The organism is Streptomyces sp. NPDC002537, from assembly GCF_053594975.1.
Window position 1 is genome coordinate 19105 of the sequence record NZ_JBSFWT010000033.1, and the last position, 20427, is coordinate 39531.

General features: G+C 70.6%; 18 protein-coding genes. 13 read left to right on the forward strand and 5 right to left on the reverse strand.

What is annotated here, in order from left to right; translation table 11 throughout:
* Window positions 1-17: 17 nt before the first annotated feature.
* The 3 genes from ACWD4A_RS17085 to ACWD4A_RS17095 all read left to right on the forward strand — a co-directional run bounded on the left by ACWD4A_RS17085 (window position 18) and on the right by ACWD4A_RS17095 (window position 4809).
* Window positions 18-1937, forward strand: a complete 1920-nt coding sequence (locus ACWD4A_RS17085; RefSeq protein ID WP_451194595.1) for an IucA/IucC family protein — start codon at window positions 18-20, stop codon at window positions 1935-1937.
* A gap of 70 nt (window positions 1938-2007) precedes the next feature.
* Window positions 2008-2718 carry a GNAT family N-acetyltransferase gene (locus ACWD4A_RS17090; protein WP_451194597.1) on the forward strand — a complete coding sequence of 237 codons (711 nt, stop codon included), beginning with the start codon at window positions 2008-2010 and terminating at the stop codon, window positions 2716-2718.
* Window positions 2719-2829: 111 nt separating this feature from the next.
* Complete coding sequence (locus ACWD4A_RS17095; protein ID WP_451194599.1) at window positions 2830-4809, forward strand: ATP-dependent DNA helicase; 1980 nt, start codon at window positions 2830-2832, stop codon at window positions 4807-4809.
* Between the two features lie 132 nt (window positions 4810-4941).
* Here ACWD4A_RS17095 and lexA read toward each other — a convergent pair whose 3' ends face one another.
* Window positions 4942-5727 (reverse strand): transcriptional repressor LexA, encoded by a 786-nt coding sequence (gene lexA / locus ACWD4A_RS17100; protein ID WP_361520735.1) that lies wholly within the window; start codon window positions 5725-5727, stop codon window positions 4942-4944.
* 572 nt (window positions 5728-6299) lie between these two features.
* On the opposite strand from lexA, the gene nrdR reads away from it, so the two are divergent.
* Both nrdR and ACWD4A_RS17110 read left to right on the forward strand, forming a co-directional pair.
* Entirely contained in the window at window positions 6300-6812 is a 513-nt protein-coding gene (nrdR, locus tag ACWD4A_RS17105; RefSeq protein WP_451194600.1) for a transcriptional regulator NrdR, read from the forward strand.
* Between the two features lie 116 nt (window positions 6813-6928).
* Window positions 6929-9784, forward strand: coding sequence for a vitamin B12-dependent ribonucleotide reductase (locus ACWD4A_RS17110; RefSeq protein ID WP_451194602.1), 2856 nt, complete (start codon window positions 6929-6931; stop codon window positions 9782-9784).
* A gap of 91 nt (window positions 9785-9875) precedes the next feature.
* Here ACWD4A_RS17110 and ACWD4A_RS17115 read toward each other — a convergent pair whose 3' ends face one another.
* The 3 genes from ACWD4A_RS17115 to ACWD4A_RS17125 form a co-directional block, all read right to left on the reverse strand.
* Window positions 9876-11396: a hypothetical protein gene (locus ACWD4A_RS17115; RefSeq protein WP_451194604.1), complete on the reverse strand. Its 1521-nt coding sequence runs from the start codon at window positions 11394-11396 to the stop codon at window positions 9876-9878.
* 156 nt (window positions 11397-11552) lie between these two features.
* Window positions 11553-12077: a TerD family protein gene (locus ACWD4A_RS17120; RefSeq protein ID WP_451194605.1), complete on the reverse strand. Its 525-nt coding sequence runs from the start codon at window positions 12075-12077 to the stop codon at window positions 11553-11555.
* A 219-nt stretch (window positions 12078-12296) separates the two neighbouring features.
* Window positions 12297-12734 (reverse strand): nuclear transport factor 2 family protein, encoded by a 438-nt coding sequence (locus tag ACWD4A_RS17125; RefSeq protein ID WP_451194606.1) that lies wholly within the window; start codon window positions 12732-12734, stop codon window positions 12297-12299.
* A 113-nt stretch (window positions 12735-12847) separates the two neighbouring features.
* Here ACWD4A_RS17125 and ACWD4A_RS17130 point away from each other — a divergent pair, with 113 nt between their 5' ends.
* From ACWD4A_RS17130 to ACWD4A_RS17140, 3 genes are all read left to right on the forward strand, one after another.
* Complete coding sequence (locus ACWD4A_RS17130; RefSeq protein ID WP_451194608.1) at window positions 12848-13408, forward strand: TetR/AcrR family transcriptional regulator; 561 nt, start codon at window positions 12848-12850, stop codon at window positions 13406-13408.
* 64 nt (window positions 13409-13472) lie between these two features.
* Complete coding sequence (locus tag ACWD4A_RS17135) at window positions 13473-14303, forward strand: arylamine N-acetyltransferase family protein (protein WP_451194609.1); 831 nt, start codon at window positions 13473-13475, stop codon at window positions 14301-14303.
* Between the two features lie 34 nt (window positions 14304-14337).
* Window positions 14338-14943 carry a YdbC family protein gene (locus ACWD4A_RS17140; protein WP_451194611.1) on the forward strand — a complete coding sequence of 202 codons (606 nt, stop codon included), beginning with the start codon at window positions 14338-14340 and terminating at the stop codon, window positions 14941-14943.
* Window positions 14944-14970: 27 nt separating this feature from the next.
* Here ACWD4A_RS17140 and ACWD4A_RS17145 read toward each other — a convergent pair whose 3' ends face one another.
* Window positions 14971-15597 (reverse strand): TetR-like C-terminal domain-containing protein, encoded by a 627-nt coding sequence (locus tag ACWD4A_RS17145; protein WP_451194613.1) that lies wholly within the window; start codon window positions 15595-15597, stop codon window positions 14971-14973.
* Window positions 15598-15732: 135 nt separating this feature from the next.
* Between ACWD4A_RS17145 and abc-f the strand changes: the two genes are divergently transcribed.
* From abc-f to ACWD4A_RS17170, 5 genes are all read left to right on the forward strand, one after another.
* The gene (abc-f, locus tag ACWD4A_RS17150; RefSeq protein WP_451194615.1) at window positions 15733-17349 is read left to right on the forward strand and encodes a ribosomal protection-like ABC-F family protein; all 1617 of its coding nucleotides are present in this window, start codon (window positions 15733-15735) and stop codon (window positions 17347-17349) included.
* Between the two features lie 39 nt (window positions 17350-17388).
* Window positions 17389-18048 carry a histidine phosphatase family protein gene (locus ACWD4A_RS17155; protein ID WP_451194617.1) on the forward strand — a complete coding sequence of 220 codons (660 nt, stop codon included), beginning with the start codon at window positions 17389-17391 and terminating at the stop codon, window positions 18046-18048.
* 11 nt (window positions 18049-18059) lie between these two features.
* Window positions 18060-18953 carry an ADP-ribosylglycohydrolase family protein gene (locus ACWD4A_RS17160; RefSeq protein WP_451194619.1) on the forward strand — a complete coding sequence of 298 codons (894 nt, stop codon included), beginning with the start codon at window positions 18060-18062 and terminating at the stop codon, window positions 18951-18953.
* 79 nt (window positions 18954-19032) lie between these two features.
* Entirely contained in the window at window positions 19033-19734 is a 702-nt protein-coding gene (locus ACWD4A_RS17165; RefSeq protein WP_451194620.1) for a ribonuclease HII, read from the forward strand.
* Window positions 19735-19802: 68 nt separating this feature from the next.
* A complete protein-coding gene (locus tag ACWD4A_RS17170; RefSeq protein ID WP_451194660.1) occupies window positions 19803-20393 on the forward strand; it encodes a hypothetical protein in 591 nt (196 codons plus the stop codon).
* Window positions 20394-20427 lie beyond the last annotated feature (34 nt).

Consider the following 20427-nt stretch of genomic DNA (forward strand, 5'->3'; position numbering starts at 1 on the left):
CGTGCGCCGCACACCGCATGAACGCACCCACCGGCACCGAGGCACCCGCCGCCGACCGGGCCCGCGAGCAGGCCGGGCCGCCCGTGGTGGTCGTGCTGCCGGGCCAGGCCGACAGCCCCGACCCGTACACCAGGACGGTTTCCGACCCGCTGGAGCACCCCGACCCCCGCGTCGCCGCGGACGCCGCGACCGTCGAGAACCTGCTCCGCTGCTGGGTCCGCGAGCACGACATCCCCCGCCCGGAGGGCGAGGTGCTGCACCTGCCCCTCAGCGCGAGCGGCACCGTCCTGCGCGTGCCCCTGCACTACTGGTCCGCCACCGGCTGGCACCGCTTCGGCCCGCCCGCCCTCGCCGCGGGCCCGGCCGACGCCCCGCCCGTCGACGCCGTCACCCTGGCCGCACTCCTCGGCCGGGAAGCCGCCCACCGGACCGCACTGTCCGGACACACCCCCGCCGGAGACGGCGCCGACCTCGTCGCCCGGGTCGCAGATTCGGCCCGCCGTACGGCGGAGTTCCTCACCGACCGGCGCGAACGGCCCGCCGACCCGGACGCGGTGAACCTCTTCCTCCACGCGGAACAGTCCCTGCTGCTCGGGCATCCCCTCCACCCCGTGCCCAAGAGCCGTGAAGGTCTCTCCGAAGCGCAATCCCTCGCCTGTTCACCGGAGACGCGCGGCTCCTTCCCTCTGCACTGGCTGGCCGTCCATCACTCCCTGCTGGCATCCGAATCGGCCTGGACCGAGCGCGGCAGGGCCATCGACGCCGTCACCCTGGCCGCCCGGCTCGCGGGCCCCGAACTGCGCCTGCCGCCCGACACGACGGCCCTTCCCGTGCACCCCTGGCAGGCGCACGACGTCCGCAGCCGCCCGGCCGTCGCCCGCCTCTTCGACGCCGGGCTGCTCCACGACCTCGGCGCACACGGCGAGCCCTGGCACCCGACTTCGTCCGTACGCACCCTGCACCGCCCCGGCGCGCCCGCCATGCTGAAGCTCTCGCTGGGCCTGCGCATCACCAACTCGCGGCGGGAGAACCTCCGCAAGGAACTCCACCGCGGCGTCGAGGTGCACCGGCTGCTGCGCAGCGGGCTCGCCGAGCGCTGGCGCTCCGCCTGCGCGGGCGGCCTCGGCTTCGACATCGTCCGCGACCCCGCCTGGCTCGCCGTCGACGCACCGGACGGCACCCCGCTGCCCGGACTGGACGCCGTCATCCGGCACAACCCCTTCGGCCCCGGCGACGACGCCGTGTGCCTCGCGGGGATCGTGTCGCCGCGCCCCTGGCCCGGCGCGCCGGGCCGTCGTCCCACCGGCATGTCCTCCCGCCTCGCCGAGCTCGTCGCCCGGCTCGCGCACCGCACCGGCCGACCCGCCGGAGCCGTGTCGGCGGAGTGGTTCCTCCGTTACCTGGAAGCGGTCGTACGGCCCGTGCTGTGGCTCGACGGACAGGCGGGCATCGCCCTGGAGGCCCATCAGCAGAACACCCTGGTGCTGCTCGACCCGGACGGCTGGCCGGTGGGCGGACGGTTCCGCGACAACCAGGGCTACTACTTCCGTGAGTCCCACCGCGACGCGCTCGACAGCAGGCTCCCCGGGATCGGCACACAGAGCGACACCTTTGTGCCCGACACGGTGGCCGACGAGCGATTCGCCTACTACCTGGGCATCAACAACGTCCTCGGCCTGATCGGCGCGTTCGGGTCGCAGCGCCTCGCCGACGAGCGGATCCTGCTCGCCGCGTTCCGCCGTTTCCTCAAGGAGGCGGCCCACGGGCCGTCCGCGAGCGGCTCGACCCTGCCCGCCCACCTGCTGGAGGCACCCACCCTCAGCTGCAAGGCGAACCTGCTGACCGGACTGCGGGGGCTCGACGAGCTCGTCGGCCCGGTCGCCTCCCAGTCCGTCTACGTCACCATCGCCAACCCCCTTGTCGTATCGGCCGGATGACCGGCGAGCGCCCCGGGAAGGCCGTGGCTCCCCGGGAGCCCGGGAGAGCCACGGAGAGGAGAGTGCCGCCGTGCCGCCCACCGACCCCGGCACCGGGTCCAGCACCGACGACACCCTCGAGCTGGAACTGACCGAGGAGTTCGTCGAACTCGGCGTCGACGACCGGCCGGAGGCGCACGACCCGGCCGGGGCCGTCCGGTACGGTGCCCCGGACCTCCTCGACTCCCTGCCGGACTGGCGGGCCGCGACGACCCCGTCGGGCCCCTTCCGGCTCGTGCCCGTCCGGCTCGAACGCGACCTGCGGCTCGTCGCCCGATGGATGAACGACCCGGCCGTCGCGGCCTTTTGGGGGCTCGGCGGGCCCGACACCGTCACCGAGGCCCATGTGCGCGCCCAGCTCGACGGCGACGGGCGCAGCGTTCCGTGCCTGGGAGTGCTCGCCGGAGTGCCGATGAGCTACTGGGAGGTGTACCGCGCGGACCTGGGCCCCATCGCCCGCCACTACCCGGCCCGGCCGCACGACACCGGGCTCCACCTCGTCATCGGCAGGGTCGCCGACCGCGGCCGCGGCATCGGAAGCGGACTGCTGCGCGCCGTCGCCGACCTCGTCCTGGACCACCGGCCCTCCTGCGCCCGGGTCGTCGCCGAACCGGACCTCCGCAACGTCCCGTCGGTCGCGGCGTTCCTCGGCGCGGGCTTCCGGCTGGCCGCGGAAGTCGACCTGCCGGACAAGCGCGCGGCCCTGATGATCCGCGACCGCTCGCTGCGCGGGGTCCTCTGACGTTTCCGCACGACGTTTCCGTGCGATGTCCGCACCGGGCCGTATCCGATCCACAGCACTTCTCATGATCGGGCCGGGGATGTCAGTGCCTCCCCTTAGTCTGGAACAGCTATGACTGCCACCTCCTCGCCCTCCCTCGCAGACCTGCTGCACGCCGCCGTCACCGCCGTCGGCGGCACCGAGCGGCCCGGTCAGGTCACCATGGCCGAAGCCGTCGCCGAAGCGGTCGACGGCAACTCCCACCTGCTGGTGCAGGCCGGCACCGGCACCGGAAAGTCCCTCGGCTATCTGGTTCCGGCCCTCGCCCACGGCGAGCGTGTCGTCGTGGCGACCGCGACGCTCGCGCTCCAGCGCCAGCTCGTGGAGCGCGACCTGCCCCGCACGGTCGACGCGCTCCAGCCGCTGCTGCGCCGCCGCCCGCAGTTCGCCATGCTCAAGGGCCGGTCGAACTACCTGTGTCTGCACCGCCTGCACGAGGGAGTGCCGCAGGAAGAGGAGGAGGGCCTGTTCGACGCCGTGGAGGCGGCGGCCCCGACGAGCAAGCTCGGCAAGGACCTGCTGCGCCTGCGCGACTGGGCGGACGAGACCGAGACCGGCGACCGCGACGACCTCACGCCCGGGGTCTCCGACCGCGCCTGGTCCCAGATCTCGGTCACCTCCCGCGAGTGCCTCTCCGCCTCGAAGTGCGCGTACGGTGCCGAGTGCTTCGCCGAGGCCGCGCGCGAGCGGGCCAAGCTCGCCGATGTCGTGGTCACCAACCACGCCCTGCTGGCCATCGACGCCATCGAGGGCGCCCCGGTGCTGCCCAGCCACGAGGTGCTGATCGTCGACGAGGCCCACGAGCTGGTGTCCCGGGTCACCGGTGTGGCCACCGGCGAGCTCACTCCGGGCCAGGTCAACCGCGCCGTGCGCCGGGCCGCCAAGCTCGTGGACGAGAAGGCGGCGGACGCCCTGCAGACCGCGGCGGAGGGCTTCGAGCGCCTCATGGAGCTGGCGCTCCCCGGCCGCCTCGAAGTGATCCCCGAGGATCTGCGGTACGCGCTGATGTCGCTGCGCGACGCCTCCCGCACGGTGATCTCCGCGATCGGCAACACCCGCGACAAGTCCGTCCAGGACGAGGACGCCGTCCGCAAGCAGGCGCTGGCCCACGTCGAGAGCGTCCACACCGTGGCGGAGCGGATCGTGGAGGGCTCCGAGTACGACGTCGTCTGGTACGAGCGCCACGATCGCTTCGGGGCCTCCCTGCGGGTCGCTCCGCTGTCCGTCTCCGGGCTGCTGAGGGAGAAGCTCTTCAACGAGCGCTCCGTCGTTCTCACCTCCGCCACGCTCAAGCTCGGCGGCGACTTCAACGGGGTCGGTGCCTCGCTGGGGCTGGCCCCGGAGGGCACGGGGGGCGACGACAGTCCCCAGTGGAAGGGCGTCGACGTCGGCTCCCCCTTCGACTACCCCAAGCAGGGCATCCTCTACGTGGCGCAGCACCTCTCCCAGCCCGGCCGGGAGGGCAGCCGTTCGGACATGCTCGACGAGCTGGCGGAGCTGGTGGAGGCCGCCGGCGGCCGCACGCTCGGTCTGTTCTCCTCGATGCGGGCCGCGCAGGCGGCCGCGGAGGCGCTGCGGGGGCGGCTCGACATGCCGATCCTGCTCCAGGGCGAGGAGACGCTGGGCGAGCTCATCCGGACGTTCGCGGCCGACGACCGTACGTGTCTGTTCGGCACGCTGTCGCTGTGGCAGGGCGTCGACGTCCCCGGATCGAGCTGTCAGCTCGTGGTGATGGACCGGGTGCCCTTCCCGCGGCCCGACGATCCGCTGATGAGCGCCCGGCAGCGGGCCGTGGAGGAAGCGGGCGGCAACGGCTTCATGGCGGTCGCGGCGACGCACGCGGCGCTGCTGATGGCGCAGGGGGCGGGCCGTCTCGTACGGGCGGCGGGGGATCGCGGCGTGGTCGCGGTGCTCGACCCGAGGCTGGCCAAGGCCCGCTACGGGAGCTTCCTGCGCGCCTCCATGCCGGACTTCTGGTACACGACGGACCGCAATCAGGCGCGCCGCTCCCTGGCGGCGATCGACGCCGCCGCGAAGGCGGCCAAGGAGTAGGCCGCAGGAGCAACCGGCCCTTCGATCCGAGGCGAGGGCCGGACGGCGCCGGACCGGGAGCGGACGGGGCCGAACGCAAAGGCGGACCCCGGAACCGGCGCAGTGGTTCCGGGGCCCGGTCCTGCGACGCCTTCAGACCCGGCGGAGGACCGCCACCACCTTGCCGAGGATGGTGGCCTCGTCGCCGGGAATGGGCTGGTAGGCGGCGTTGTGCGGCAGCAGCCACACATGTCCGTCCTCGCGCTTGAAGCGCTTGACCGTAGCCTCGCCGTCGAGCATCGCGGCCACGATATCGCCGTTCTCCGCAACCGGCTGGCGACGCACCGTCACCCAGTCGCCGTCACAGATGGCGGCTTCCACCATGGAGTCCCCGACGACCTTGAGGACGAACAGCTCCCCGTCGCCGACCAATTGGCGCGGCAGCGGGAAGACGTCCTCCACGGACTCCTCCGCCAGGATGGGCCCACCGGCCGCGATCCGGCCGACCAGCGGCACATAGGAGGCAGCGGGCTTGCCCGTGGTGTCGGTCGGCTGCGAGCTGGGCTGGTCGGAGCCGCGCACCTCGTACGCGCGCGGACGGTGGGGGTCCCTCCGGAGGAAGCCCTTGCGCTCCAGGGCCATCAGCTGGTGGGCCACGGAGGAGGTGCTCGAGAGTCCCACCGCCTGGCCGATCTCACGCATGGACGGCGGATAGCCCCGGCGCTGGACGGAGTCCCGGATGACTTCGATCACCCGGCGCTGCCGGTCGGTGAGCCCCGAGCTGTCGGCCCGGATTCCTGGAGGTCGTCCTGGAAGCGCGCGAGCGGGCTTGGGCCCCTCGGCGTTCATGGCTGCGTCATTCATGGGGTGTGCCTGGTCGAGTCGGTTCTGGGAGCGGTCCTGGGCGGTGATGGTGGCGCTGTCTGCGGTGGTGGTCACGTCGGCCCCTCTCGAGATGTTCTCCCTAGCTGGACAACGGTAGTTGCTTTCGAAAGGTTGCGCCAAACACACGTTCGAGTGAAATATCGAAGATTGCCTGACGTGATCAGGGGGGAGGGTGTACGGCTGAAGATCAATTCGACCTATTACGGTACCCTTCGGTGCGAAGTCCTGCGGACTTCACAGACCCTGCCGGGCCGGACATCCGTACGCCGGATTCCGGCCGGCGGCTCTTCGCTCCGAGAGTGCCCCGGCGTGTCGGACGGTCGGGGTCGCCGCGTCGCGGCCAGTCTGTCATCCGCGGCCCTCGGGGGAGCGGCAGGGGCCGCTCGCGTAGGCTCGTGCCCTGTCCGCGCGGTGCGACACGCCTCCGGCGCGGCTGGCCGCTCGGCACCAGATCTAGTGGTTTGATTGGCGGCAGCTCCCACAAGTTGTGGTCGGAGACCGTAGCTGGTCATTCCGAGCCGCGGGCATCGCCTATGCTGGGGGCTGCTTCGCGAGGCCTCCGCAAGGGGGTCGGCCGAAGCCGAAGATCGTGCACAGTCCTATGAGGGTGAGGAGGGTGGAGAGCCATGCACTGCCCCTTCTGCAGGCACCCCGACAGCCGTGTGGTCGACAGTCGGACCACCGATGACGGCTGCTCGATCCGCAGGCGCCGACAGTGCCCCGACTGCTCCCGCCGGTTCACGACCGTGGAAACCGCCTCACTGATGGTGATCAAGCGCAGCGGGGTCACCGAGCCCTTCAGCCGCAACAAGGTCATCTCCGGAGTGCGCAAGGCGTGCCAGGGCCGCCCGGTCACCGAGGACGCCCTCGCGCAGCTCGGTCAGCGTGTCGAGGAGGCGGTGCGGGCCACAGGCAGCGCCGAACTCTCCACGCATGACGTCGGCCTCGCCATACTCGGCCCCCTCCGGGAGCTCGACCTCGTCGCCTATCTGCGGTTCGCGTCCGTGTACCAGGCGTTCGACTCGCTGGAGGACTTCGAGGCCGCGGTGGCGGAACTCCGTGAACAACGGCCCGTCGTGGCCGCCGGTGAGCGTGCCGGGACCTCGGAGGTCCCCGCGCCCGCCGTGGCCGCCGACTAGCGGCCCCACAACAAGAGACCTGCCCGGCGCGCTCCGCGCGCCCGGGTGAACGACAGACATCCGCGCCACGGAAGAATTGGGCGCATTAGGGCGTTTTGCCCGTAGAGGGAGGCGGCATGACCGAGACGACGAGCGGCCCGGCACGAGGTTCCCGCTCCAAGGGAAACAAGGGCGGCAAGGGTCTGCGCATCGAACGCATCCACACGACTCCCGGCGTGCACCCGTACGACGAGGTGGTCTGGGAGCGTCGTGACGTCGTCATGACCAACTGGCGCGACGGCTCGATCAACTTCGAGCAGCGTGGCGTCGAGTTCCCCGACTTCTGGTCGGTCAACGCGGTCAACATTGTCACGAGCAAGTACTTCCGCGGCGCGGTCGGCTCCCCCGACCGCGAGGCGAGCCTCCGGCAGCTCATCGACCGTGTGGTGAAGACCTACCGCAAGGCGGGCGAGGAGCACGGCTACTTCGCCTCCCCGGCGGACGCCGAGATCTTCGAGCACGAGCTCACCTACGCCCTGCTGCACCAGGTCTTCAGCTTCAACTCGCCGGTCTGGTTCAACGTCGGCACCGCCCAGCCGCAGCAGGTCTCCGCCTGCTTCATCCTGTCCGTCGACGACTCCATGGAGTCGATCCTCGACTGGTACAAGGAAGAGGGCATGATCTTCAAGGGCGGCTCCGGCGCCGGCCTGAACCTCTCCCGCATCCGCTCCTCCAAGGAGCTGCTCTCCTCCGGCGGCAACGCCTCCGGCCCGGTCTCCTTCATGCGCGGCGCCGACGCCTCCGCAGGAACGATCAAGTCGGGCGGCGCCACCCGCCGTGCGGCCAAGATGGTCGTCCTCGACGTCGACCACCCGGACGTCGAGGCGTTCATCGAGACCAAGGTCAAGGAGGAGGAGAAGGTCCGCGCCCTGCGCGACGCCGGCTTCGACATGGACCTGGGCGGCGACGACATCACGTCCGTCCAGTACCAGAACGCCAACAACTCCGTCCGTGTCAACGACGAGTTCATGAACGCCGTCGAGACCGGCTCGAAGTTCGGCCTGCGCGGCCGTATGACCGGTGAGGTCATCGAGGAGATCGACGCCAAGGGCCTTTTCCGCAAGATGGCCGAGGCGGCCTGGGCCTGTGCCGACCCGGGTATCCAGTACGACGACACGATCAACCACTGGCACACCTCGCCGGAGACGGGCCGGATCACCGCGTCCAACCCGTGCAGCGAGTACATGCACCTGGACAACTCCTCGTGCAACCTGGCCTCGCTCAACCTCATGAAGTTCCTGCGCGACGACGACAAGGGAAACCAGTCGTTCGACGCCGAGCGCTTCGCCAAGGTCGTCGAGCTGGTCATCACCGCGATGGACATCTCCATCTGCTTCGCCGACTTCCCGACCGAGAAGATCGGCGAGACGACCCGCGCCTTCCGCCAGCTGGGCATCGGCTACGCCAACCTGGGCGCCCTGCTGATGGCCACCGGCCACGCGTACGACAGCGAGGGCGGCCGGGCCCTGGCCGGTGCCATCACCTCGCTGATGACGGGTACCTCCTACCGGCGCTCCGCCGAGCTGGCCGCGGTCGTCGGCCCGTACGACGGCTACGCCCGCAATGCCGACGCGCACAAGCGCGTCATGAAGCAGCACGCCGACGCCAACACGGTCGCCAAGCGCATGGACGACCTGGACACCCCGGTGTGGGCCGCGGCCACCGAGGCGTGGCAGGACGTCATCCGCCTCGGCGAGAAGAACGGCTTCCGCAACGCCCAGGCGTCCGTGCTGGCCCCCACCGGCACCATCGGCCTGATGATGGACTGCGACACCACGGGCGTCGAGCCGGACTTGGCCCTGGTCAAGTTCAAGAAGCTCGTCGGCGGCGGTTCGATGCAGATCGTGAACAACACGGTCCCCAAGGCCCTCAAGCGCCTCGGCTACCAGCCGGAGCAGGTCGAGGCGGTCGTCGCCCACATCGCCGAGCACGGCAATGTGATCGACGCCCCGGGCCTGAAGTCCGAGCACTACGAGGTCTTCGACTGCGCCATGGGCGAGCGCGCGATCTCCGCCATGGGCCACGTGCGCATGATGGCGGCCGCGCAGCCGTTCCTCTCCGGCGCCATCTCCAAGACGGTGAACCTGCCGGAGTCGGCCACCGTCGAGGAGGTCGAGGAGGTCTACTTCGAGGGCTGGAAGCTCGGTCTGAAGGCGCTCGCGATCTACCGCGACAACTGCAAGGTCGGTCAGCCGCTCTCCGCCAAGAAGAAGGAGGAGGCCAAGACCGTCGAGGCCGCCCCCGCCGCGGAGAAGGTCGTCGAGTACCGCCCGGTCCGCAAGCGCCTCCCCAAGGGGCGTCCGGGCATCACCACCTCCTTCACGGTCGGTGGCGCCGAGGGCTACATGACCGCCAATTCCTACCCGGACGACGGTCTCGGCGAGGTCTTCCTCAAGATGTCCAAGCAGGGCTCGACCCTCGCGGGCATGATGGACGCCTTCTCCATCGCCGTCTCCGTCGGCCTGCAGTACGGCGTGCCGCTGGAGACGTACGTCTCCAAGTTCACCAACATGCGCTTCGAGCCGGCGGGCATGACCGACGACCCGGACGTGCGGATGGCTCAGTCGATCGTCGACTACATCTTCCGCCGCCTGGCGCTGGATTTCCTGCCGTTCGAGACCCGCTCGGCACTGGGCATCCACTCCGCCGAGGAGCGCCAGCGTCACCTGGACACCGGTTCGTACGAGCCGGCCGACGACGAGGTCGACGTCGAGGGCCTCGCCCAGTCGGCGCCGCGCCAGGCCGCGGCCCCGGCCCAGCCGGTGGCGGCCGCCCCGGCCCCGAAGCAGGCCCACAACTCCACCGAACTGGTGGAAATGCAGCTCGGTCTGAACGCCGACGCCCCGCTCTGCTTCTCCTGCGGCACGAAGATGCGCCGCGCGGGCAGCTGCTACCTCTGCGAGGGCTGCGGTTCGACGAGCGGTTGCAGCTGACGCCTGAGGGTTAGTCGCACCTGAAAGCGGTGGCGCGGAGAGGGAAATCCCTTTCCGCGCCACCGCTTTGTCGTGCCGTCGGAGCCGTTCCTCAGAGCCGCTCGAGCTCTTGCCGCATCTTCGTTCCGAGTTCCTCGTCCGGTTCCTCCGAGTGCGCGGCGAGGAGAAGTGTGCGGGCCTCGGGCGGCAGGAGATGGACAGGCCAGGAGGCGATGGCCTTCATCGCCATATGGCGGTTTCTCCGTGTGCGGTTTCCGAGGGCGGCCGTTATCAACGGCCAGCCGATTCCCGGGTGTTCGTCCAGACGGCTGACGATCATGTCGAGGGCGTTGTCGGCCGCGAAGTCCGGACCGAAACCGTTGGCGTCCGCGGGACCGGACCTCAATCGGTCCAGCGGGAGAAGACGTTCCGCGGCCGCTGCCACGGCGGTGATCTCCTCGGCGGGGCAAGCGTCGACGAGCAGATACCAGACGGTCGTGTCCAGCGGCATCGATTCCACTCTGCCGAGGAGCGCCGAGTGGTACGGGACACCCAGGAGTCTCGCCAGCCATGCGGCGCGGCGGAATACGGCGGGGTCCTTGTCGGCCAGGCCATGTATGACGACGGACCGCGAATCCGGAGCCGAGAGCAACTCGGCGAAACGGGACCGGGTGCTCTCGAAACCGTCCGGTTGCCACTCCGCTCTCGTGGCACCGGGTGTGCCGAGACAGCGGTCGATCAGAGCGAGGACGGTGAGGCGCTTCAGGGACGGGCCGCGCAGGACGCAATGCCGCGCATAACCTTCGAGCGCTCGTCGGGCGTCCGGGTACGAGAACAATGTGGCTCCGGGGCTCTCGACATCGGCCAGCGCGGCGAGGAGCCTCCCCGCGCCGTTCAGTGTCTCCTCGTCCAACTGGTCACGGGCGAGCACACCGGCGAGATCGCAGGTGACCGCGGCATTCCGCGCGAAATAGCCGTCCAGGACGTCGCCGCCGCACGCATCGCGGACGAGCCATTCCTTGATGCCGGGGTCGGTCGCTCCGATGAGCGCCTCGACGGCGTGAACGCGCGGCCAGCCCTTGGACCGCTCGGCCAAGGCCACGAGCACGCGGTGCGCTCCGGTCTGCGAATGCGTCAGGGCTTCGCAGACCTCCTTGGCGAATTCCCCGTAGACGCCGAAGGTCAGCAGGACATCCCGGTCTTCGTCGGTTCCGTACGCGCCGAGCAGTACGATGCCGAACGCGACCGCGTGTGCGTGCTCACCATAAGTGGTGAACCACCGGCCCATGCGGTGCAATCGGTCGGGCGGCAGGTCGAGTTGCTCGATCGCGGCGCGAATTCCTTCCGCGTGATCGCGCCACACCAGGCGCCGTAGTTGCCGGTCCAGGACTTCGAGGACCCTGCGGTCCGGAGCGGTTCCGGCCAGGCGGGTGAGTGCCGCGACGATCCGGGCTTCTCCGGCCGCCGATCGGCTTGCGCGGCGACTCGGTTCCGGGGTCCGCACGGGCAGTCGACGATGGGCCGGAGCTGCCGACCCGGTCGGCAGACGTTCTTCTTCCGCCAGTGCGAGCTCGTGGAGGGAGGGGCCGCCGCTGAGGGTGCCGCCCAGGTCCCATGGCTGGAGGCGGGTCACCGGACGAGAGCCCGGTTGTCCTTTCGCTTGTTCATACGGCGATTTTCACAGACAAGAGAGCGGACGGGCAAGCGCGGGCGGAAAGGCCCCTTTCGGATCCGCCTTTCCGCCCATTCTTCTTTCCGCTGTGTGTCTTCCGGCTGCGTGCCGCGGCAATCAGCGGTTGCCCATCACCGAGGCGAACGTGGCCGGGTCGGCGTCGAATCCGCGGACGAGCTTGTGGAATGCCCACGCGCCCGAGCCGTCCCGGAGGAATTCCCCGACGGTCGCAGCGGTGCTCGCCGCGACATCGGCGAGATCCTCGGAAGCCAGTACCGCGAGGCCCGCGCTGATGCGCACACCCGTATTCGCCACGTCGCCGAAGGTTTTCCGCCCCGTGTTCTGCTGAATGGCGACGCCCACCACCACCCGGCCGTAGTGCTCCGACAGCCGGTCGAGCTCCATCGTCAGCGCCTCGTCCGCACCCAGCCCCTGGCCGGTCTTGCTGTCCCTGTTGAGGGTGATGGTGCCGTCGGGGGACCGGCTGTCGAAGTAGACGAGATACGAGGGTGCGCCGTACGGGGCGGCCACGGGGTACGTCGCGGCGATCAGATCGAGGTCATGGGCGGGAGTGCCGGGCGGACTGGGGTCCCACTTGAGTGTCACTTGGACTTTTTCGATCCCCTTGTTGAGACTGTTCACCAGGCTCCCCTTCCTCGGAACTCGACCGACGCCGCACGGGTCCGCACCCGCGCGAAGTGTCAGGGGCCGGACGGGCGGAGTCCGGCCGTGGACGGACGCCACGTCCAGGTGAAACGGGTCTCCACAGGGCGCGTCCGCAACTTCCAAGGATTTCACGTGGGTTGCTCATGATGCCACCCTCGGATTCGTCGCCGACGTGATGGCGTGACCGTGAGGAGATCAGCCGATCCCGTCCTGCCACGTCGCGTCGGCCCCGGCCGTGGCCTCGTCGGCCGGGACGTCGTTGATGCTCGCCTCGCGGCGGCGCATCAGTCCGTCGGCGTCGAATTCCCACTGCTCGTTTCCGTAGCTGCGCCACTGCCGTCCGTCCGTGTCGCGCCACTCGTAACGGAAGCGGACGGAGATGCGGTTGCCGCTCCAGGACCACAACTCCTTGCGCAGACGGTAGTCGAGCTCCTTCTCCCACTTCCGGCGCAGGAACGCGCGGATTTCCTCACGTCCGGCGAGGAGCTGATCGCGGTTCCGCCAGACGCAGTCCTCCGTGTAGGCGAGGGCGACCCGGTCCGGGTCGCAGGTGTTCCAGGCGTCTTCGGCGGCCTGGACCTTGGCTCGTGCCGTCTCCTCGTCGAAGGGCGGCAGGGGCGGGCGCTGAGTCACGGAAATGCCTTTCCTCCCAGGGGAGAACGATCGTTCTCCCGATGTCGAGTAGCCTAGAGAACGATCGTTCTCTTCGCTAGTTCTCCGCCAGCCCTTCGTCAGTCGGGAGTGACATGGAAATCGCCGGTACCGAGGATCGGGTGCTCGACGCAGCGGAGGCGCTCTTTTACGAACACGGTGTGCAGGCGGTGGGAATGGACCGGATCCGCGGCGCGTCCGGCGTCTCCCTCAAGCGCCTCTATCAGTGCTTTCCGTCCAAGGAGGCTCTGGTGGAGGCGTATCTGCGGCGTCGTGACCGGCGCTGGCGGACCGAGTTGGCCGACCGTGTGGAACTCCGGCCTGTCGACCGGGACCGCCCTCTCGCGGTTTTCGACTGGCTGTACGACTGGTTCGGTGAGCCCGGGTTCCGGGGTTGCGCGTTCCTCAACGCGTTCGGCGAGATGGGCACGGGCTCGCCGGCGGTCGCCGATGCCGCGCGCGACCACAAGGCCGAGGTGCGCCGATACCTGCTCCACCTCGTCCGCGACGCCGGATTCGAGGCCCCGGAGCCGCTGGCCGATCAGCTGGCGGTCCTGGTCGACGGGGCCATCGCCACGGCGGCGGTCACCGGTGCGCCCGCGGCGGCCCACCAGGCGCGTGCCGCTGCCGCGGTACTGCTCTCCGCAGCTGAATGATCATTGAGGTCGCGCGGATGCGCGTACGGATCGGAAATGGGCGACAGGGGAAGCGGGCGGCGGCATGAACGAGTCCATATGGAGCGGCAGCGAACTGGACCTGAACGCCTATCTGCGGCGCGTCGGCTTCGAGGGGGCGCCGCAGCCGGATCCGGCGACGCTCCGGGCGCTGCACCGTGCGCACGTGGCCGCCTTCCCTTTCGAGAACCTGGACATCCTGCTCGGCCGGCCGGTCCTGCTGGAGATCGGGGCTCTGCAGCACAAGATGGTCGCCGGGACCCGCGGAGGCTACTGCCACGAACAGAACCTTCTGATGGCCGCCGTTCTGGAGAACATCGGCTTCGCCGTCACCGGAATCGGCGCGCGGATCCGCAACGGGAGCGACAAACTGCGCGCCGTCACGCACCTGGCCCTGAAGGTCGAGGTGGACGGCACTCCGTGGCTGTGCGACGTCGGATTCGGCGGGGAGGGGCTGCTGGAGCCGCTGCCGCTGCGTGACGGTGCGCAGGCGCTGCATGGTGACTGGACGTTCGGGATCGTACGTGAGCCGGAGGGGACGTACGTGCTGCGCTCGCTCCATCCGGACGGCTGGTTCGACCTGTACGCCTTCGGCGCGGAGCCCCGTTTCCCCGCCGACTGCGCGGTGATGAACCATTACACGGCGACCCATCCGCGATCGCCGTTCGTCTCCCGCGCTGTGGTGCAGCGGACGGAGCCGGGCGTGCGCCGGAGCCTGGTGGGCTCGTCGTTCTCGGTGGCGCACTCCAATGGCACTGTCGAGCAAAAGACGGTGAAGCCCGAGGAGTTGGCAGAACTCCTGAAGCTGGAGTTCCGGATCGAGCTCAGTGAGGCGGACGCCGCGACGCTCGCGCGGGTGTACTCATCCGGTACGTGATTACGCGCTGCTGTCAGCACCGTACGATGGCGCGGTGCTGGTCAAGTGGATTCGCTGCACCGTGGTGGACCGCCGCGGGTTCGAGCGGGGGCAGCGGAAATGGGCGGGGTTGCTCGGCGAACCGGGGTTCCGGGGGCAGGGCGGGGGCTGGAGCAGGGGGCGTCCCCAAGTGGCGCACCTCTTCGGTTTCTGGGAGAGCAGGGCGTTCTACGACTCGTTCATGGCGCGCTCCCACGACCGGCTGGCGGCCGCGCAGGCCGGCACGTTCAAGAACACCCAGGTGAGGCTGTTCGAGCACCGGTGCGATGTGAAAGTGGGATTCCGGCCGCAGTTCGCGGACGCGGACGTGATGCGGATCGCCCATTGCCGTGTCCGCGAGGACCGCGTCGAGCACTTCACGCTCATGCAGGAGAAGGTGTGGAACCCGGCGATGGCCGGCTCCCCGGGGATGCTGCGCGGAGTGTTCGGGGAGGCGCCCGGCCAGGAGTTCCTGGTGCTGTCGATGTGGAACTCCGGCGCGGAGTACGGAAAATACCGGGTGGACCGGCTGGAACGGCTCGCCCTGCGGGCGCAGACCGAGGCGGATGTGGCCGCGGTCGGGGGCGACATCGTCGCCATAGAACCGTCCTGGACGGTATGACCGGCACGCACCCGTCGCCGGTCGGGGTCAGGCGCGCCTGGCATAGACCCCCTCGCGTGCCGCGGCGAGGGCCGCGTCGGCGGCCTGGCCGGCGTCGGCTGCGCCGATGGGCTCCCGAGTGATGAACAGTCTGAGGAACAGCGGCGCCGAGACAGCGCGGGCGAGAGCGCCGGGGTCGGTGCCGGAAGGCGCCTCGCCGCGGTCGACGGCCCGCGCGACCAGAGGGGCACAGCGCGCGAAGCGCTCGCTGTAGAAGCGGCGCAGAGCGTCGGCCGCATGGGCGGATTGGAAGGCCGCGGCGATGAAGGCAGCCGGGGCGGCAGCTGCCGCGGGGTCGGTGAAGCTGTCGACGATCTCCTGGGCCAGGGCGCGCAGATCGCCGTGGAGGGAACCGGTGTCGGGCGGGGTCCAGCTGTCCTCGCCCGCGAGCTCGAGGGCGTCCGCGACCAGGCCTTCGATCCCGCCCCAGCGCCTGTAGAGCGTGGTCTTGTGGACGCCCGAGTGCTCGGCCACGTATTCGACCGTCAGGCCCGGGTATCCGCTCTCGACCAGTCCGGCGAGGACGGCGTCGCGTACGGCGGCACGGGTGCGGGCGGTGCGACCGCCGGGGCGGACGGTGCCCGGAGACTGGGAGGGGGGCGTCTCGGAAGTCAACTGCAACTCCTGTTGCGTTAGTCGGGGAGTCGTGCCATGCTGAGGGTAACGCAACTTGTGTTGCGTTTGAGTGGTCGGTCGCGCTCCCGTGAGCGTTCCTCCCGCTCACGGTGCCGATCTCCCTTGGAGGCTCGTATGCCCACTCAGCTTTCCCTGCGCGGTGTATCCGTGTCCCGAGGAGATCGTCGGCTTCTCGACGACGTGTCCTTCTCCGTGCGGCCGGGTGAGCGGATCGGCGTCGTCGGAGAGAACGGCGCGGGCAAGTCCACCCTGCTCAAGCTCATCGCCGGTGCCGAGCGGCCCGACGACGGCGTGGTCGTGGCGACCTCGGAGGGCGGCATCGGTCTTCTGGGGCAGACACTCTCGCTCCCGCCCGACCGCACGGTGGGCCACGCGATCGACGCGGCGCTCGCCGAACTGCGCACCATGGAGCACCGGCTCCACGAGCTGGAGGCCGGTCTGGACGCCGCCGGGCCCGAGGGGCTCGCCGAATACGGGGAGCTCCTGACGGCCTTCGAGGCGCGCGGCGGCTATGAGGCCGACGCCCGGGTCGACAAGGCCCTGCACGCCCTCGGGCTCGCCCACATCGAGCGGGAGCGACCGTTGGGCGGCCTGTCCGGTGGTGAACAGGCCCGGTTGAGCCTGGCTTGTCTCATCGCGGCCGCACCCGAGGTCATGCTGCTGGACGAACCCACCAACCACCTGGACGGCGATGCGCTGACCTGGCTCGAAGAAGCCGTACGGGCCCACCCCGGCACCGTGCTCGCCGTCTCCCACGACCGCGTCTTCCTGGAGCGCGTCGCCACCGCTCTGGTCGAGGTCGACGCAGACCGGAAGGCCCTTGTCCGCTACGGCGGCGGCTACACCGGATTCGTCATGGAGCAGGCGGCCGCCCGTCGCCGCTGGGAGCAGGCGTACGAGCAGTGGTGCACCGAGACCGCGGCACTCGCCGAGACGGCCTCCACCACCGGGCAACGTGTCGCCCATGGGCGGGCCATGAAGGACGGCAACAAGATGGCCTACGACCGGGACAAGGGCCGCGTCCAGTCCTCCGTCTCCAGCCGGGTGCGCAACGCCCAGGTGCGGCTGCGCCGACTGGAGGGGAATCCGGTGCCCCGCCCGCCGGAGCCGCTGCGCTTCACCGCCCGGCCGTCGACCGGCGGCGTCGAGGGCGTCCTCGTCGACCTGGACCGGGTGCGGGTCGGGGACCGGCTCGCCGTCGACTCGCTGCGGATCCACGCGGGCGAGCGGCTCCTGATCCATGGCGCCAACGGCGCGGGCAAGTCCACCCTGCTGAAGGTCCTCGCGGGGGTGATCGAACCCGACACCGGCACGGTGCGCCGACGGGGGAGCATCGGCCACCTCGCCCAGGAGTCGCCCCTGAACCACCGTGCCGAGCGGCTGCTCACCGCCTTCGGGCGCGGCCTGCCAGGGACCGAGGAGGAGCGCCGTGAGCGCCTTCTCTCGTACGGACTCTTCCGCGAGCGGGATCTCCATGTGCCGGTCGGCTCGCTCTCGGTCGGGCAGCGCCGCCGTCTGGATCTCGCCCGCATGCTTGCCCGCCCGGCGGACCTGCTCCTGCTCGACGAACCCACCAACCACCTCGCCCTCGGCCTGGTCGGGCAGTTGGAGCAGGCTCTCGCCGAGTGGCCCGGAGCCCTGGTCGTGGTCTCCCACGACAGGCTGCTGAGCAGCCGGTTCACCGGTCGCCGCCAGGAGATACGGGCAGGTCGGCCGCTTGTGGCGAGGTGACGCACGGCGGAAGGCTCGCGCCCGATCTAGGGTGGCGGCATGCCACGGCCCCGACGCATCGTTCTCATCCGCCACGGAGAATCGGTGGGCAATGTCGACGACACCGTTTACGAACGGGAGCCCGACCACGCCCTGAGCCTGACCGAAAAGGGCCGTAAGCAGGCCAGGGAGGCCGGTGTCCGGCTGCGCGAGATGTTCGGGGACGAGCAGGTGTCCGCGTACGTCTCCCCCTACCGCCGTACGCACCAGACGTTCCACGCCCTGGGGCTCGACCCGGGCAGGGTCCGGGTCCGTGAGGAGCCGCGCCTGCGCGAGCAGGACTGGGGCAACTGGCAGGACCCCGCGGACGTCCGCAGGCAGAAGGCGTACCGCGACGCCTACGGGCACTTCTTCTACCGCTTCGCCCAAGGCGAGTCCGGCGCCGATGTGTACGACCGCGTCGGGGCCTTCCTCGAGAGCCTGTGGCGCAGCTTCGAGGACCCCGGGCACCCGCCGAACGTCCTGCTGGTCACCCACGGTCTGACCATGCGGCTGTTCTGCATGCGCTGGCTGCACTGGACCGTCGCCGAGTTCGAGTGCCTGTCGAACCCGGGCAACGGGGAGACCCGCGCCCTGCTCCTCGGGACCGACGGCCGCTACCACCTGGACCGCCCGTTCGAGCGCTGGTGCACCCCCGAACCGTACGGCTTCACCGGTTAGAGTTCGCTGCGATGACCGCTGACCGATTCCACCGAGCCCTGGGGAGCCTGCGCGGGCTGGCCCTGGGTGACGCCCTCGGCTCCCAGTTCTTCGTCCCCGCCAACTACCCGTCCCTCAAACGCCGCGAGCTGCCGCCCTCCCCCTGGCAGTGGACCGACGACACCGAGATGGCCTGCTCCGTGCTGGCCGTCCTCGCCGAACACGGCCGCGTCGACCAGGACGCTCTCGCCCGCTCCTTCGCCGAGCACCACGACTTCGACCGAGGCTACGGCCCGGCGGTCAATCGCATGCTGCGCCTGATCAGGGAGGGGGGCGACTGGCGGGAGCTGGCCGCCGCCCTGTTCAACGGCCAGGGCTCCTGGGGCAACGGTGCCGCCATGCGTATCGCCCCGCTCGGCGCCTGGTACGCGGACGACCCGGAACAGGCCACGCACCAGGCGGAGATCTCGTCGTACACCACCCACCAGCACCGCGAGGCCGTGGCCGGGAGCATGGCCGTGGCCGCCGCGGCCGCGATCGCCGCAGCCCCCAGTGGCCCCGTCGCCCCGGAGACCCTCCTGGACGGGGTCATCGCGCTCGTCCCGCGCAGCGCGGTCCAGGCGGGACTGCGGCGTGCCCGCGACATGCTCGACTACGGCGACGCCCAGACCGTCGCCGCCGTCCTCGGCTGCGGACGCCGTACCAGCGCCCATGACACGGTGCCGTTCGCCCTGTGGGCAGCCGCCCGCAACCTCGGCTCCTTCGAGACCGCGTTCTGGACGACCGCGCAGGTGGGCGGCGACGTGGACACCAACTGCGCCATCGTCGGCGGAGTCGTCGCGGCGGCGGAACAGGGCACTCCGCCCGAGGGCTGGCTGGAGCGCACCGAAGGGCTTCCCGGCTGGCTGCCGACCGCTGTGGGCTGACCCGACAGGAAGAAGAGACGAAAAGGGGAGGGGGCGGGGCTACTCCGGCCGCGGGCAGGGGCGTACGCTTGCTGGCGCCATGCCGTACGAACCGCCTACCCACACCGTCGAGCGCTCCCTGCGCGCCACGACCGGAGCCAAGGTCGTCGCCGGGGTCGACGAGGTCGGCCGCGGGGCCTGGGCCGGACCGGTCACCGTGTGCGCGGCCGTCACCGGTCTGCGCCGGCCCCCGGAGGGCCTCACCGACTCCAAGCTGCTGACCCCCAAGCGGCGCACCGCGCTCGCGGAGCAGCTGGAGGGCTGGGTCACCGCCCACGCGCTGGGCCACTCCTCCCCACAGGAGATCGACGAACTGGGCATGACGGCGGCACTGCGGCTGGCAGCCTCCCGTGCCCTGGAAGCCCTGCCCGTGCGGCCCGACGCGGTGATCCTCGACGGCAAGCACGACTACCTCGGGGAGCCCTGGAAGGTCCGCACGGTCATCAAGGGCGACCAGTCCTGCGTGGTCGTCGCCGCCGCGTCCGTGATCGCCAAGGTGCGGCGCGATGCCATCATGGCCGAACTGGGCGCTGAATACACGGACTTCGGCTTCTGCGACAACGCCGGATATCCCTCGCCGGTGCACCGCGCCGCCCTGGAGGCGCTGGGCCCCACCCCGTACCACCGGCTGTCCTGGTCCTATCTCGACGCGCTGCCCAGGTGGCAGCACCTCAAGCGGGCGCGCAGCGCCCCGGAGGCACTTGCTCTGGAGGCCGGTGGCCAACTCGGTTTCGACTTCTGAGCGGCACCCGCCGCCACCCGCCGACGCGTCCCGCACCGGCGTTTGATAGACATCAATTCACGCCTCTCATCACCGAGGAGCCTCAGATTCACGAGAGTGTCCCGGGTCCCCGCGCGGTTCCGGCCCCTGGCCGCGGCGCGCAGACCCCCCGTCCTGTCCCTGGCCCCCGTCCGGCCCCGGTGCGGCCCGGCAGCCCCGGTTCCCACCGTGGTCCGGTCCCGGCTCCGCCCCCGCGCGTCTCGCACGCCGCGGTGACGGACACCCCCGCCACCGGTCCGCAGATCCAGCTCATCCCGGCCTCCGCGCAGGGCGCGCTGGACGCCGCGGACGAGGCCGTCGACCTGCTGCTCGACACCGGCCGCGAACCCGGCGAGATCCTGGTCCTCACCACCGGCGAACAGCACCCGTGGGCAGCGCACGAGCTGTCCTTCGGCGAGGCGTCGTACTGGGCGCAGCACGACGCCCGTGACGATGTCTTCTACGCGAGCGCCGACGCGAGCCGCGCCGGCCGCCGTCCGATCGTGGTCGTAGCCGTCAACAGCGACGAGGATGTCGCGGTGAACGGTGTCCTTTCCGCCGCGCTGGAACGCGCCGGTGGGCTGCTGATCGTCTGCGGCGACTCGCAACTGGTCGGCACCCTTCTCCCGGCAGGCGTCTGAGATACGGACCCGGCGGTCACCCGGCCCTGGAGGC

Bases quoted from the DNA above. Each gene is read 5' to 3' on its own strand.
- ACWD4A_RS17085 (WP_451194595.1), top strand. From the start codon at position 18: ATGAACGCACCCACCGGCACCGAGGCACCCGCCGCCGACCGGGCCCGC.
- ACWD4A_RS17095 (WP_451194599.1), top strand. From the start codon at position 2,830: ATGACTGCCACCTCCTCGCCCTCCCTCGCAGACCTGCTGCACGCCGCC.
- nrdR (WP_451194600.1), top strand. From the start codon at position 6,300: ATGCACTGCCCCTTCTGCAGGCACCCCGACAGCCGTGTGGTCGACAGT.
- ACWD4A_RS17110 (WP_451194602.1), top strand. From the start codon at position 6,929: ATGACCGAGACGACGAGCGGCCCGGCACGAGGTTCCCGCTCCAAGGGA.
- ACWD4A_RS17130 (WP_451194608.1), top strand. From the start codon at position 12,848: ATGGAAATCGCCGGTACCGAGGATCGGGTGCTCGACGCAGCGGAGGCG.
- ACWD4A_RS17135 (WP_451194609.1), top strand. From the start codon at position 13,473: ATGAACGAGTCCATATGGAGCGGCAGCGAACTGGACCTGAACGCCTAT.
- abc-f (WP_451194615.1), top strand. From the start codon at position 15,733: ATGCCCACTCAGCTTTCCCTGCGCGGTGTATCCGTGTCCCGAGGAGAT.
- ACWD4A_RS17155 (WP_451194617.1), top strand. From the start codon at position 17,389: ATGCCACGGCCCCGACGCATCGTTCTCATCCGCCACGGAGAATCGGTG.
- ACWD4A_RS17160 (WP_451194619.1), top strand. From the start codon at position 18,060: ATGACCGCTGACCGATTCCACCGAGCCCTGGGGAGCCTGCGCGGGCTG.
- ACWD4A_RS17165 (WP_451194620.1), top strand. From the start codon at position 19,033: ATGCCGTACGAACCGCCTACCCACACCGTCGAGCGCTCCCTGCGCGCC.